Here is a 13,850-nt window from a genome sequence, read left to right on the forward strand (position 1 = left end):
TTGCTGCAAGCTCGGTCCCGCATGTCGCTTCGCTCATGCGGGCTACCCGGCCATCACCTAGCTCACCTCCTCGCCGGGCTCGATGATGGCGAAGAAGAATTCGAAGCGATCGAGCATTGCGAGGAAATCGGCGAACGGCTGCCTGTCGCCGTCGATGCGGACGCGGCCGCCGACTGCGGCTTCATCGAGCGACGTCTCGCCCACAGCGAGATCGATCAGCATGTCACGGCCGAGATGAACGAGCGGCGCCGTCGAACCCCGCGCGTCGAGTTCATGATGCAGCACGGCGTTCTCGACGCTGACGCGCCAGCGTTCTGTCGTGCCTTCAAACTGCAGGCCGAACGCGAAATCGCGTCCGCCCGCCTTTGCGCCGTTCAGGCGCACTGATAACGCATCCAGGAGCTCGTCCGCCGGCAACGCCCGCAACTGCGCGCCGGCCGGGCCGCGGCGGCGTCCGCTCTGCGGCGAGGCCCGCAATTCCTGCGCGCCGGTGAGAAAGATCGCGCGCCACGGTCCCGACTCCGACTGATAACCGAGCTGCTCGAGTGCGTCAGCCTGGAGTTCCCGGGCCGCGACGTTATCGGGATCAGCGAACACCAGATGATTGACCAGCTCGGCGACCCAGCGGTAGTCGCCCTTCTCGAAAGCCTGCCTGGCCGTCGCCAGCAGCGCGTCGGCACCACCGGCGAGCGCGACGTAACGCTGGCCGGCTTCCACCGGCGGGTGCGGATAGAGCCGCGCTGGATTGCCGTCGAACCAGCCGAGATAGCGCTGATAGACCGCCTTCGCGTTGTGGTTCAGCGTGCCGTAGTAGCTGCGCGTATGCCACTCGGCCGCGAGCTGTGGCGGCAGCCGCAGCGTCTCGCCGATCTCGACCGGTGTCAGCCCGTGATTGGCGAACCGCAGTGTCTGGTCATGAATGAACTTGTAGAGATCGCGCTGCTTGGTGAGAAATTCCACAATGCGCGCCGAACCCCAGCGCGGCCAATGGTGGCTGGCAAACTCCACATCGGCATCCGATGCAAACAGGCTGACGGCCTCGCCGATGTAGCGGCTCCATCCTTTGGCATCGCGCACCTGCGCGCCACGCGGGGTGTAGAGATTGTGCAGATGGCAGGTGCAGTTCTCCGCCATGCAAAGCGCCTTGAACTGCGGAAAGTAGAAGTTCATCTCCGCCGGCGCCTCGGTATCCGGCGTCAACTGGTAGACGATGTCGACGCCATCGATAGTGTGGCGCGTGCCGGTCTGCGTGATGCTTTCCGTCGGCGGAACGAGACTGACCGCGCCTTGCGAGGTCGCCTTGCCCAATCCCGAATCGACATGGCCACGCGGCCCGCGCGGCAGCAGCGAACCGAACATGTAGGTCGCGCGACGTCCCATCGCATTGCCGGCAAGAATGTTCTCGCTGATGGCTGCCTGCAAAAAGCCTTCCGGCGCTATGATGCGCAGACCGCGCCTGATATCGTCGTCCGACAGCACACCGCGCACGCCGCCGTAATGATCGACGTGGCTGTGGGTGTAGATCACCGCCGTTACCGGCTTGTCGCCGCGGTGCTTGCGCATCAGCGCCAGCGCCGCCGCCGCAGGCTCGGCCGACGTCAGCGGATCGACGACGATGTAGCCGGACTTTCCTTCGATGAAGGTGACGTTGGAGATATCGAAGCCGCGCACCTGATAGATGCCCGGCGTCACTTCGAACAGGCCGTGTCGCGTGTTGAGCTGCGCCTGACGCCACAGGCTCGGATTGACCGTCGCGGGCGCGGGGAGTTCATCGGCCTCGAACGCATACGGCGCCATGTCCCAGACCACGCGGCCGCCGCTCGCCTCGACCCGCGCATTCTCGATCGTTCCGATGAAACCACGGCCGGCATCCTCGAAATCTTGCCGCGTGTCGTGCGGCAGCGATTTCGCGAAAGCTTCGTTGAAGAGACGTGTCGCCTCGGTCGCGTCCTTTGGCTGCTGCATCGAAACCCTCCATCTCTTCAAGAGCGCCCTTTTTGGAAAGGGATCGATGCCGGGTCAAGCTCGGCCGTAGCTTTATGGACGAGCTCTCCTCTCACCCCGAAGTAAGCTGGACAAGCCGCGCGGCTGCGTGTCACGCTCGCATCGCAGGAAGGCGAGCGGCTGCGGAGGGATCGCGATGCGGACAACATTTGAGGGTGCGCCATTTGCCGTCGAACCGTTCACCGTGCAGGTGCCGGATAGCGTTCTTGCCGACCTGAAAGAACGCCTCGATCGCACGCGCTTTCCTGACAATGAACCGAAGGGAACGCCCTGGCGCTACGGCACCAGCCTCGCCTACATGCGCGAGGTGGTCGAGCACTGGCGCGATCGTTATGACTGGCGCAAATGGGAAGCGCGCATCAATGCGTTTCCGCATTACAAGACGACTATCTGCGGCAAGAAGGTCCATTTCATCCTCGAGCGCGGCTCCGGCGATAATCCCATGCCGCTGCTGCTGACTCACGGCTGGCCCGGATCGTTCGTCGAGTTCCTCGACATCATCGAGCAGCTCGCGCATCCGGAACGTTTCGGCGGTGACGCGCGCGACGCGTTCACCGTCGTCGTGCCCAGCCTGCCGGGCTATGGCTTCTCCGATCCGCCTGACGTCCCGATCGGACCACGCGACATCGCCCCTGTCTGGAGCACGCTGATGACCGAGGTGCTCGGCTGCGAGCGCTATGTGGCACAGGGCGGCGACTGGGGTGCGGTGATCACATCGTGGCTGGCGCTGGACCATCCGAAGAATCTGGCGGCGATCCATCTGAACATGCTGGGATTGCGGCCGTTCGTCGGCCGGGAGTCCCCTCCCCTCAGCGACGAGGAGAAGGCGTGGATCGAGGGCGCGCAGGCGCGACGCGCCCGGATCACCGCCTATCAGCAGATCCAGGGCACGAAGCCGCAGACCCTGGCTTACGGCCTGACGGATTCGCCGGCCGGCCTCGCGGCCTGGATCCTGGAGAAATTCCACGGCTGGACCATCCCCGACGAAAACGCGCCGCCGCCCTTCGACATCGATCGCTTGCTCACCAACGTGATGCTGTACTGGATCTCCGGCATCAACGCAGCGAACTGGATCTACGTCTCGATCGTCGAGGGCACGTCAGCAGCGCTGAAGGCCGGCGAGTGCGTGCAGGTGCCGACTGCCGTGCTGCTGTTTCCAAACGATCTCGCCTCACCGGCCCCGGAGAGCTGGATCCGCCGCGCCTACAACCTCACTCAACGCAACATCAGCGCTCGCGGCGGGCATTTTCCGGCCATGGAGAACGGCGAGATGCTTGTGTCCGACATGCGCACGTTCTTTCGAGGCTGGCGCTGACGACGCAGCAAGCCAGAGCGATCAGCGTCTGCTACACCGGGAGCGCGATGGAGTATTTGACCTGGCTGAGGGCGAAGCTTGATTCGATTGAGGCGATGCCGTCGAGGCGGGTGAGCTTGGTCTTGAGGAAGCGCTCGAAGGCGGCCAGGTCCGCGGCCACCACGCGCAAGAGGTAGTCGCGGTTGCCGGTCATCAGGTAGCATTCGAGCACCTCGTCCCAGCCGGAGATCGACTTCTCGAAGCGCTTGAGGTCTTCTTCCTTCTGTCGCGCCAGCTTGATCGAGATGAAGACGCTGACATGCAGGCCGAGCGCCTTCTGGTCGACCATCGCTGCGTAGTGATCGATGATGCCGCGGGATTCGAGCAGCTTCACCCTGCGATGGCACGGCGAGAGCGACAGCCCGACCTTCTCGGCGAGCTCCTGCATGGTGGTGCGGCCATCCCGCTGCAGGATGGCCAGGATCTTGCGGTCGATCGGGTCCAGTGGCTCCGATCGAATTGAATTCTGATTTCGCTGCATTCTCTGGTATTATTTCTCAATATCTTTCTACTTCCAAGTATCTTTTGAGAAATTGTCGCCGGATTAGAGTTGTAGGCTTGGGTTTAAGTCCGCTTGCGAGAGGCGAACCATGTCGCACTCCCCGACCCGCATCGAAATTCTGTCAGAGCTCGCGAAGAAGGTGTTGTGGCTGTCGTCGTGGACGATCCACAATGCCAATCATGTACGGCCGAACACCGACGGCCTGAAGGTCGGCGGCCATCAGGCCTCGTCGGCCTCGCTCGCCACCATCATGAGCGCGCTCTACTTCGGCATCTTGAAGCCGGAAGACCGCGTCGCCGTGAAGCCGCATGCGAGCCCGGCCTTTCATGCGATCCAGTATCTGCTCGGCCAGCAGACACGCGAAAAGCTCGAGCGCTTCCGCGGCCTGCACGGCGCGCAGTCGTACCCTTCCCGCACCAAGGACACCGACGACGTTGACTTCTCGACCGGCTCGGTCGGTCTCGGCGTCGCCCAGACGCTGTTCGCGTCGCTGGTGCAGGATTATGTCGCCGCGCACGGCTGGATGAAGGACCGCCGCGAAGGCCGCATGATCGCGCTGGTCGGTGATGCCGAGATGGACGAGGGCAACATCTTCGAGGCGCTGCTGGAGGGCTGGAAGCAGGGACTTCGCAACGCCTGGTGGATCGTCGACTACAACCGCCAGAGCCTGGATGCGGTGGTGCGCGAAGGCTTGTGGGAAAAGTTCGAGACGATGTTCCGCAACTTCGGCTGGGACGTCGTCATCATCAAATACGGCAAGCTGATGCGGACGGCCTTTGCAGAACCCGGCGGCGAAGCCCTGCGCCGCTGGATCGACGCCTGCCCCAATCAGCTCTACGCAGCCCTGTGCTTCCAGGGCGGTGCCGCGTTCCGCAAGCGGCTCATCGACGAGATCGGCGATCAGGGGGACGTGTCCTGCCTGATCGATGCCCGCAGCGACGACGAACTGCTGGCGCTGATGTCGAACCTCGGTGGCCATGACATGGAAAGCCTGATCGACGCATTCTCAGCGGTCGATCACGACCGGCCGGTCTGCTTCATCGCCTACACCATCAAGGGTGTCGGGCTGCCGTTTCAGGGGCACAAGGACAACCACGCCGGCCTGATGACGGTGAAGCAGATGGAGGCCTGGCGAACGGCGCAGAAGATCCGCCCGGGCCATGAATGGGACCGGTTCGAGGGCACGACGATTCCCGCCGAGGTTCTCCAAGCGTTTCTCGACGGCGTCGCATTCAGACGTGGCGGCGACCGCCGGCTGACGGCGAACGCGATCGCTGTTCCTGAACGGCTCGGCTTTGCCGCGGCGCCGCGCATGTCGACCCAGCAGGGTTTCGGCCTGATCCTCGGCGAACTGGCCCGCGGCGACAGCGAGCTTGCCGCACGCATCGTCACCACCTCGCCGGACGTGACAGTGTCGACCAATCTCGGCGGCTGGGTCAATCGCCGTCACCTGTTCGCGCATGCGGAGATGGCTGACATCTTTCGCAAGGAGAAGATCCCCTCGACGTTCGACTGGGACTCGTCGCCCAAGGGACAGCATTTCGAGCTCGGCATCGCCGAGATGAATCTGTTCATCCTGCTGTCGGCGCTCGGCCTGTCGCATGCGATCAACGGCGTGCGCCTGCTTCCCGTCGGCACGCTCTACGATCCGTTCATCGAGCGCGGCCTCGATGCGTTGAACTACGCCTGCTACCAGGATGCCCGCTTCATGGTCGCGGCGACGCCGTCGGGCATCTCGCTCGCGCCGGAAGGCGGCGCGCACCAGTCGATCGCAACGCCATTGATCGGCATTGCCCAGCCGGGCCTTGCATCGTTCGAGCCCGCCTTCGTCGACGAGTTGGCGACGATCATGCGCTGGGGGTTCGATTACATGCAGCGCGAGACGAGTGACGGCGACCACGCAGAAGGCGGCGGCTCGGTCTATCTGCGCCTGTCGACGCGAACGCTCGACCAGCCGCAGCGGATCATGGCGGGCGAATTCGAACGGGATATCGTCGCCGGCGCCTACTGGCTTCGCCGGCCGGGTCCGAACTGCGAGCTCGTCATCGCCTATACCGGCGCGTTGGCGCCGGAAGCGATCGAAGCCACCGGCCTGCTCGGCGAGGACATGCGCGACATCGGCCTGCTCGCCATCACCTCGGCGGAGCGGATCTATGCCGGCTGGCAGGACGCACGCCAGCATCGCCGGCACTACGGTTCGGACAAGACGAGCCACATCGAGCGCCTGCTCTCACCGCTTGCGCGCGACTGCGCGTTCGTGACGCTCATCGACGGCCATCCGCTGACGCTCGCATGGCTCGGCAGCGTGCATGGCCATCGCGTCGAAGCGCTGGGCGTCGACCGCTTCGGTCAGACCGGCACGATCGGCGATCTTTATGCGGAGTATTCGATCGACACCAACAGCGTGATCGAAGCCGCCGAGCGCCTGGTGCCCGGCCGACGCACCCGCCACCGCAAGATCGCGGTGTGAGATTTGTCACATGTGACAGTTGGCGTCCGCCTGAGTCGTCCCGGCCAAGCGAAGCGCCGAGCCGGGACCCATACGTCGTGTCGCTTATGAGGCGACGTGCATTTGTTGTCTTTCTAAACAGTCCGCTCCGTGTTCATGGATCCCTGCTTTCGCATAGGCGAGCGAAACGACGCCGTTCTTCGAACGGCTATGGGGATGACCCTGAAGGCTTGGCTCAATGAACATCACCTGGCGCGATCCAATATCGAAGCCGTGCTGCGCCCTTGGCTAAACAGCCAGAACTTGCTTAGCTGCGCCAAAGACAAGAACCGGGAGGAAACCTCGACATGGCGCTGAATTCGATCACTGGCCGTTCTGCATTTCTCTCACTGCTGAAGGACGAAGGCATTACGCATCTGTTCGGCAACCCAGGCACGACCGAATTGCCGATCATGCATGCGCTGAAGGACCATCCTGACCTGACTTATGTGATGGGAATGCAGGAGAGCCTGGTCGTCTACATGGCGGACGGATTTTCGCGCGCGTCCGGCCGACTGTCGGCCTGCAACGTGCATGTCGCGCCCGGTCTCGGCAACGCCATGGGCGCGCTGTTTGCCGCAAAATTCACCGGCACGCCGATCATTCTCACCGCCGGCCAGCAGGAACAGGGCCACGGGCTGACCGAACCGCTTCTCTACGATCCGCTGGTGCCGATCGCCCAGCCGCTGGTGAAGTGGGCGGTCGAGGTCACACGGCTCGAGGATCTGCCGCGCATCGTCCGCAGGGCAGCCAAGGTGGCGATGACGCCACCGACCGGACCGGTGTTCATCTCGCTTCCCGGCGACATTCTGAACAGCGAGGCCGGCATCGATCTCGCCTCGACCACGCGGATCGATACCCGCGTGCGACCGTCCGACGAGGTGATCGACGCTCTGGCCGAGCGCATCCTCAAGGCCGAGCGGCCGGTGCTGCTGTGCGGCGACGAACTGGTGAAGAGCGACGCGCTCGAAGAGGCGGCGCAGCTCTCCGAGCTGCTCGGCTGCCCGGCGTTCCAGTCGACCATTCCCTATGGCGCTCACTTTCTCTCCGAGCGGCCGTGCTTCGTCGGCGCGCTCAGCCGCGAGCAGAAGCAGGTGCGCGACGCGCTCAGCCCCTATGACACGATGATCGTGCTCGGTTCCGACGTGCTGCGCATGTCGGTGTGGAGCGAGGTCGATCCAAAGCCTGACCACCTGCGCATCGTCCAGATCGGTCTCGTCGACTGGGAGATCGGCAAGAACTATCCGGCGGAGTTCGCCGTGAAGGCCGACGTACGCGAGACCATCAAGGCGCTGATCCCTGTGCTGCAGAAGAAAGGCGGCGACGCGCTTGCTGCACGCGCCCGCAAGGGCATCGCCGCGCTTGCGGAATCGAACTGGACCGCCAAGCGCGAGGCGGCAATCGCGGGAGCGAAGAAGCTTTCCACCGCGCGCCCGATCCACGGCGACTGGCTGACGCACTGCCTGGTCGAGGCGATGCCGAAGGACGCGATCCTGGTGAACGAGGGGCTCACCTCGGCGCGGCTCGCCAACACCCTGTTCCCGTTCCGCGACCGCTGGGCCAACCACGGCAACGCGGCCGGCGGCATCGGCTGGGCGCTGCCGGCGGCGATCGGTGTGCAACTCGCGCATCCGAACCGGCCGGTCACCTGTCTCTCCGGCGACGGCTCGGCGATGTATTCGGTGCAGGCGCTGTGGACCGCGGCCAACCAGAAGCTGCCGATCACCTATGTCATCTGCAACAACGGCGGCTATCGCATCATCAAGCAGCGGTTGAAGTCGTTTCACGGCAACGACCACTTCATCGGCATGGACTTCAAGGACCCCGCACTCGACTGGGTGGGGCTTGCAGGCTCGATGGGCATGAAGGCCGTGCGTGTGACCGAGCCCGACCAGCTTGCCGACGTGCTGAAGGCAGCATGCAGCGGCAGGAACGGCCCGACGCTCGTCGACGTCGTCGTGGACGGCGTGGTTTGAGGACATCGGCCTTGCGGAATCCTCACGTGAAGACCCTGCTGTCATCCATGTTCGCCGCCCTGCTGCTGGCGCAGGGCGCGCCTGTCGCGGCGCAAACCTATCCCGACCGCGCAGTGCGCCTGATCGTGCCCTTCCCGGCCGGTGGCGCCACCGACGTCACCGCGCGCGTTTTCGCCGAGGAGCTGACGACGCGCCTGAAGCAATCGGTCATCGTCGAAAATCGCGCGGGCGCGGCCGGTGCGATCGGCATCGACCAGGTCGCGAAATCGAAACCCGACGGATACACGCTCGGCGTCAGCGGCGTCGGGCCGACCGCGATCTTTCCGATCCTCGATCCAAAACTGTCCTACAGCCCGGAGCGCGACCTCGATGTGATCGCCGGCCTCAGCGCCGTCGACCTGATCTTCATCGCGCGCAACAATCTGCCCGCGAACAACATGAAGGAGCTGCTGGACACCGCGCGCGCAAATCCGGGCAAGCTCACCTATGGCACCGCCGGCGTCGCCGGACCGGCACAGCTACAGGCCGAGAATCTCGCCGTTGCCGCCGGCGTCAAGATGCTGCACGTGCCGTTCCCGGGCGACACCCCGGCGATCACGGCCGTGCTGTCCGGTGACGTGGACGTCGCGTTCGTCGGCGTCGCCTCCGCGGTGAGCTTCGTCACCTCGGGCAAGCTGAAGGCGCTCGGTGTCGGTTCGCCGACGCGGCTCAAGGCGCTGCCTCAGCTTGCGACGGTGGTCGAGCAGACCGGCGTCAAGGAGTTCACCGGCTACACCTGGAATGTGCTGGTCGTTCCCAAAGGCACGCCCGCGCACGTCGCCGAAGTGCTGAACAAGGCCGTCAACGAGATTTCGGCAAAGCCCGAAATCATCGAGAAGCTCGCCAATGTCGGCCTGCGGACCATGCCGGGCGACGCCAGATCGGCCGCCGATTTCGTCGCCGGCGAGTCCGCGCGCTACAAGAAGATCATCGAGATCACCGGCATCCGGCGGGAGTAGTTCGGGTGCGAATGCGCCACCTGTCGGTCTCTCAGACGTTGCGCCGAACTCGGCGCGCCCCCCTCTCCCCGGCGGGGAGAGGGGACTTAGGCCGAGCGCGGTGGCCGCCTCTTCAGCACACGCGTCAACATGTGGCTTTGAAGGACGACGGCCTGCTACACGAACACGAAGTCGTCGGCGCCGAATGAGGCGAGGTTGGCTTTCTGGATCTCGATCGCGTCGCCAGAGTCCAGGGTGATGAGGACGCTGGTGCCGACCTGCGCCATATGCGACTGCAGCGCGGCGAAATCGGCGACGACGTTCTGGTCGAACTGGACGACATCCTCGACGCCGTGGCTGTCGTGGAACTGATTGATGATGTCACGGCCGAAGCCCGCGGCGAACACGAACGTGTCCGAGCCGTTGCCGCCGTGCAGATAGTCGTTTCCCGCCTGGCCTGTCAGCACATCGTTGCCATTACCTCCGAACAGGTAATCGTTGCCCTCGCCGCCAACGATGTAATCATTGCCGTCATCGCCGTAGAGCTTGTCGATATCAGCGCCGCCGTCGATCACGTCGTTGCCGCTGCCGCCATGGACGAGATCGCGGCCGAGCCCGCCGCGCACGGTGTCGTTGCCGGCGCCACCGTTGATCGTGTCATTGCCGTCGGCGCCTTCGAGCACATCGTTGTCAGTCGACGCGCCGAAGAACAGCGCCTGCCGGTCGCTCATGTCGTAGTCGATCGACCGGTTGTGATACAGATTCCACGTTCCGGGCGCGCTGGTGTTGACCGCCTCAGCAGCCGTCAGGTGCTGGCCGTTGACGGTGATGTCCTTGATGTAGAGGTTGCGGTCGCCGCTCTCGTTCCGCTCATCGTTGATGAAGGCGAACTTCAGGCTTTCGATCGCTTGCGGATTGTCGAAGGTGAAGGTGAACGTCTGGCGCTCCGCCGCGGTGGCGGCCGGCGTGAATTCGACGACTTCGCCGACCGGCTGATCGTTCAACAGCAACTGCATCCTCGCGCCAACCCCATCGACGACCGAGCCGAAGCCGGTGACGGTGACAGTCGTCGTCGCGAGCCGCGGAATCGGATCGGGCCCGCCGACCAGCGTGTCGTTGCCGCCGCCACCGCGCAGCGTGTCGTCACCGAGACCGCCAGACAGGATATCGTTGCCGCCGCCGACTTCGATCAGATCGGCATCCGGCGAGCCTTCGAGCGTGCGAGACGTCGCCGGATTCGCGCCCGCGAACCAGTCGGTGATGAGCTGCTCGGCCGGCTTGTCCATCGGCGAGTACCCGGTCGGCTTGTAGGTGTTGTCGGGATCCCACTCCCAGAGGTGCGCGCCGCGAAACCAGCTTCCTTCCCCGCTCCACACCTTGAAGAACGCCTCGTAGGCGTCGCGCTGCTCGCCCAAATCCTGGGTCGAGGTGACGTTCCAGCCGCCGGGCCGGATGTTGGTGCCGTCAAGACTGCGATAGCCGGTTTCGGTGAACAGCAGCGGCTTGCCGTGCTCCAGCGACAAAGAATGGAAGAAATCCACCGGCGACTTGTGATCCATCACCGCGGCCCAGTAATCGTCCGCTGACACGTTGTACCAGGCGTCCACCATCTCCTGCACGGTCGGGTCCAGTTCCGTCGTCAGCGGCGGATACGCGTTGACGCCGATCTGATCGACCGCGTCCCAGAAGCTCACATGGTTCGCTTCATCGGTGGCCGCGGCGTAGGTGATTGTTCCATCATAGACGTCACGCACCGCCGCAATGATGTCGAGCCAGTAACCGCGATTCTCCTCAACCGACAGCGCGCTCAGCTCGTTGCCGATCGAGAACTGCTCGACGCCCATTTGTTGGGCAAGCTGCGCAAACTCGACGATCTTCGCCTTATAGGACTCGAAGAACGTGTCCAGGTCCGCCGGCGACAGCGAGATCTGTCCGGTGCCGTCGAGCGGCGTCAGCAACGGCTTGAGCAGCACCGAAAGCCCGAGCTCATGCGCCTCGGCAATCGATTGCGCGAGATTGGCCATGCTTTCGGACTTGCCGGCGTGAGAGAACACCTGGCTGGATGTCTTCTCCTCGGTGAAGATGCGCGGCACGATCGAGATCGCATTGGCGTTGGTCGCAGCGACGCCGCTCATCGCTTCACGCGCCGAGTTCGTCAGGAGTTCCCCGTTCCAGTCCGACTGAAATCCGAATCCCTGAATGTCGAATATGCTGGCCATCGCCTGCTCCTTGTATTGAGTGTTTTGGATTTGTTGACTGGCAGAACGAAGCGGATGGCTCTTTGACTCGGTACCGCTCGCCGTTGCGAACGCAATCAGCTTACGCGTGTTTTTTGGCGAACGTCTGACGACGATGTGCGTTCGCGCATGGTGAATTGACACAAGCTCATGGCTGATCGCCGCTGAACCAGATCGCTAAAGTTGGATGGCTCTGAAGCCACGCGTCGCCATGTCGCGGACAATGCGATAACGGCACACACGATCGAGGCTTGACCGGAGTAGGTCTCGGCTTTTCGATCTCTATATGAAGCGGATGCACCGGATCGTCCTTGCTCTCGCCGCACTTCTGTTGTTCGGAGCCTCACTCGGCGCCGAACAGGCGCGCGCCGAGAGCAATGTGCAGGACGCCATCTGCCTGATGCTGGAGTCGGCGGCGCAGAAGCACGGCCTTCCGATCGAGTTCTTCGCCCGGCTGATCTGGCAGGAGAGCAGCTTCAGGGCCGAAGCCATCGGCCCGATCACCCGTAACGGAGCACGCGCGCAGGGAATCGCGCAGTTCATGCCGGGCACCGCCGCCGAACGCAACCTGCTCGATCCGCTCGATCCCGTGCAGGCGCTGCCGAAAGCCGCGGAGTTCCTTCGCGAGCTGCGCGGCAAGTTCGGCAATCTCGGGCTCGCCGCGGCCGCCTACAACGCCGGCCCGCGCCGGGTCAGCGAGTGGCTGGCGGGCACGGGCGCGATGCCCGCCGAGACACGCAACTACGTGCTTGCGATCACCGGCCGCTCCGTCGAGGAATGGGCGAAGAGCGAGACGCAGGATGATGCTCGTCCGGCGCCGCTCAATTGCCCGCAGCTCATCGCCTCGGTCAAGCGAACGCCGCACACCTACATGGCTTCGCTCGAGGAGCGCGTGAACCGGGCAACGCGGCAGCCCTGGAGCGTGCAGCTTGCGGCAGGGTTCTCCCGCGCGCTGGCGCTGTCGCAATATTCGAAGCTGATGAGCCGATTCACCAAGGTGATCGGCAATCGCGATCCGGTCATCGACAGCTCTATTCTGCGCAGCCGCGGCACGCGCCCCTTCTATCAGGTGAGCATCGGCGCGCCGAGCCGTTCGGAAGCGGACGGTGTGTGCACGCAGATCCGCTCCGCCGGCGGCGCCTGCATAGTGCTGCGAAGATCATGATGGCGCGGGGCCACGGCCGTTTAGAAGGCCTCGTGCGGTGACCGGCCTCAGTCGGAACTGCGGGTGGCGTCGCGATCGGCGTCGAACAGCGCCTTCAACAGGCGCCAGAGCTCGCGGTGGCCGGCAGTCTGTCCGCCGCATTTGAGATAGTCCGCGATATCCATCCGGGAGGTGCGGAAGTCGACGGTTCCCCCGACCTGCGCCTCCAGATGCGCCTCGTCGCGCTCTATATAAAGAGTCTTGGTGTCGGTATCGAAGACGAGCGCCGAGCGGTCGGCATAGGTCACATCGGGGCCGGTCGTCTGACGATACAGCTCTCGTTTCAGGATAGCCATTTCACGCTCCCGTCGCGCTTGTCGCTATAAGGCGAGCGTTTCCTCACATCCGCAATTTTATACAATGGGCGGTTGGACCAGTTATAGAAAAGCCGCAAACCGCCGCCGCAGTTCCATCTCTTCCCGGGAAAAAGGATCTTGGGTCGCGCACCGGCCGGCCCGGCCGACGGGCCGACCGTGACCCAACGAGCCTGGCCCCTCCTCGCTCCGTCCGATGGTAACGACTTCTCCCGCTTGCCCGCTCCGCTTGGGCGTTGCCCAGACCCGCCCGATCCGCTAGATCAGTCGCAACGCACCCGTAGCTCAGCTGGATAGAGCGTTGCCCTCCGAAGGCAAAGGTCACACGTTCGAATCGTGTCGGGTGCGCCAATTCCGAAAGCGCTTTAGCCCGACGCACTGTCCGGCCGACAAACATATTCAATTGTCAAACAGCCTGTGACCTGTAGCCCGGATGAGCGAAGCGACATCCGGGTGAGACGTGTCGCAGAGTCGGCCCCGCATATCGCTTCGCTCATGCGGGCTACAGACGTGCATCGTCGCCCCCGTTCTTTGTCCGGCCTGGGGCTTGCCGGTCTTCTTGCGCTTTTCCTTGGCCCGAAAGGGCTGTGCGGAACGCAAGGGCGTTTCACCGCGCCCGCGGCGCCGTGTGCTCTTGGGAAGCACACGGCTAAAAACAAATGCCACGGAGGAGGTTCAACGCCTGCGCTCCGCACGCGATGGTTCTTGCACGGCTTGCTGCATGTCCCCAGGCCTCGCCACTTTCGCTGGCTTCGCCCGGTTCGTGCGAACTCCTCGCCCGGACATGCACTTGG

10 protein-coding genes and 1 tRNA gene are annotated in these 13,850 nt (G+C 64.0%); 7 read left to right on the forward strand and 4 right to left on the reverse strand.

Annotated elements, in window-relative coordinates:
• Window positions 1-57: 57 nt before the first annotated feature.
• A complete protein-coding gene (locus tag RCO31_RS33585) occupies window positions 58-1,965 on the reverse strand; it encodes an alkyl sulfatase dimerization domain-containing protein (protein WP_308972741.1) in 1,908 nt (635 codons plus the stop codon).
• Window positions 1,966-2,140: 175 nt separating this feature from the next.
• On the opposite strand from RCO31_RS33585, the gene RCO31_RS33590 reads away from it, so the two are divergent.
• A complete protein-coding gene (locus RCO31_RS33590) occupies window positions 2,141-3,319 on the forward strand; it encodes an epoxide hydrolase (RefSeq protein ID WP_308972742.1) in 1,179 nt (392 codons plus the stop codon).
• Between the two features lie 31 nt (window positions 3,320-3,350).
• On the opposite strand, the gene RCO31_RS33595 is transcribed toward RCO31_RS33590, so the two are convergent.
• On the reverse strand, window positions 3,351-3,839 hold the full coding sequence (locus tag RCO31_RS33595) for an Lrp/AsnC family transcriptional regulator (protein WP_308972743.1): 489 nt from the start codon (window positions 3,837-3,839) through the stop codon (window positions 3,351-3,353).
• A gap of 109 nt (window positions 3,840-3,948) precedes the next feature.
• Between RCO31_RS33595 and RCO31_RS33600 the strand changes: the two genes are divergently transcribed.
• From RCO31_RS33600 to RCO31_RS33615, 4 genes are all read left to right on the forward strand, one after another.
• Window positions 3,949-6,330, forward strand: a complete 2,382-nt coding sequence (locus RCO31_RS33600; protein ID WP_308972744.1) for a transketolase — start codon at window positions 3,949-3,951, stop codon at window positions 6,328-6,330.
• Window positions 6,331-6,525: 195 nt separating this feature from the next.
• Window positions 6,526-6,666 (forward strand): hypothetical protein, encoded by a 141-nt coding sequence (locus RCO31_RS33605; RefSeq protein WP_308972745.1) that lies wholly within the window; start codon window positions 6,526-6,528, stop codon window positions 6,664-6,666.
• On the forward strand, window positions 6,657-8,324 hold the full coding sequence (locus tag RCO31_RS33610) for a thiamine pyrophosphate-binding protein (protein WP_308972746.1): 1,668 nt from the start codon (window positions 6,657-6,659) through the stop codon (window positions 8,322-8,324). Before RCO31_RS33605 ends, RCO31_RS33610 begins: the two co-directional genes overlap by 10 nt.
• 26 nt (window positions 8,325-8,350) lie before the next feature.
• The gene (locus RCO31_RS33615; RefSeq protein ID WP_308972747.1) at window positions 8,351-9,322 is read left to right on the forward strand and encodes a tripartite tricarboxylate transporter substrate binding protein; all 972 of its coding nucleotides are present in this window, start codon (window positions 8,351-8,353) and stop codon (window positions 9,320-9,322) included.
• 155 nt (window positions 9,323-9,477) lie between these two features.
• Here the strand turns inward: RCO31_RS33615 and RCO31_RS33620 are convergent, their stop codons facing one another.
• Entirely contained in the window at window positions 9,478-11,520 is a 2,043-nt protein-coding gene (locus tag RCO31_RS33620; protein ID WP_308972748.1) for a carbohydrate-binding domain-containing protein, read from the reverse strand.
• A gap of 304 nt (window positions 11,521-11,824) precedes the next feature.
• On the opposite strand from RCO31_RS33620, the gene RCO31_RS33625 reads away from it, so the two are divergent.
• Entirely contained in the window at window positions 11,825-12,703 is an 879-nt protein-coding gene (locus tag RCO31_RS33625; RefSeq protein ID WP_308972749.1) for a lytic transglycosylase domain-containing protein, read from the forward strand.
• A gap of 47 nt (window positions 12,704-12,750) precedes the next feature.
• On the opposite strand, the gene RCO31_RS33630 is transcribed toward RCO31_RS33625, so the two are convergent.
• Window positions 12,751-13,038, reverse strand: a complete 288-nt coding sequence (locus RCO31_RS33630; protein WP_308972750.1) for a hypothetical protein — start codon at window positions 13,036-13,038, stop codon at window positions 12,751-12,753.
• A gap of 292 nt (window positions 13,039-13,330) precedes the next feature.
• On the opposite strand from RCO31_RS33630, the gene RCO31_RS33635 reads away from it, so the two are divergent.
• A tRNA-Arg gene (locus RCO31_RS33635) sits at window positions 13,331-13,407 on the forward strand.
• The last annotated feature ends 443 nt before the right edge of the window (window positions 13,408-13,850 follow it).

The organism is Bradyrhizobium sp. LHD-71 (assembly GCF_031157255.1).
Lineage (GTDB): Bacteria > Pseudomonadota > Alphaproteobacteria > Rhizobiales > Xanthobacteraceae > P52-10.

Coding starts and splice junctions, on each gene's coding strand:
- RCO31_RS33625 (WP_308972749.1), top strand. CDS start 11,825: ATGAAGCGGATGCACCGGATCGTCCTTGCTCTCGCCGCACTTCTGTTG.
- RCO31_RS33600 (WP_308972744.1), top strand. CDS start 3,949: ATGTCGCACTCCCCGACCCGCATCGAAATTCTGTCAGAGCTCGCGAAG.
- RCO31_RS33630 (WP_308972750.1), bottom strand. CDS start 13,038: ATGGCTATCCTGAAACGAGAGCTGTATCGTCAGACGACCGGCCCCGAT.
- RCO31_RS33605 (WP_308972745.1), top strand. CDS start 6,526: ATGACCCTGAAGGCTTGGCTCAATGAACATCACCTGGCGCGATCCAAT.
- RCO31_RS33610 (WP_308972746.1), top strand. CDS start 6,657: ATGGCGCTGAATTCGATCACTGGCCGTTCTGCATTTCTCTCACTGCTG.
- RCO31_RS33620 (WP_308972748.1), bottom strand. CDS start 11,520: ATGGCCAGCATATTCGACATTCAGGGATTCGGATTTCAGTCGGACTGG.
- RCO31_RS33590 (WP_308972742.1), top strand. CDS start 2,141: ATGCGGACAACATTTGAGGGTGCGCCATTTGCCGTCGAACCGTTCACC.
- RCO31_RS33595 (WP_308972743.1), bottom strand. CDS start 3,839: ATGCAGCGAAATCAGAATTCAATTCGATCGGAGCCACTGGACCCGATC.
- RCO31_RS33585 (WP_308972741.1), bottom strand. CDS start 1,965: ATGCAGCAGCCAAAGGACGCGACCGAGGCGACACGTCTCTTCAACGAA.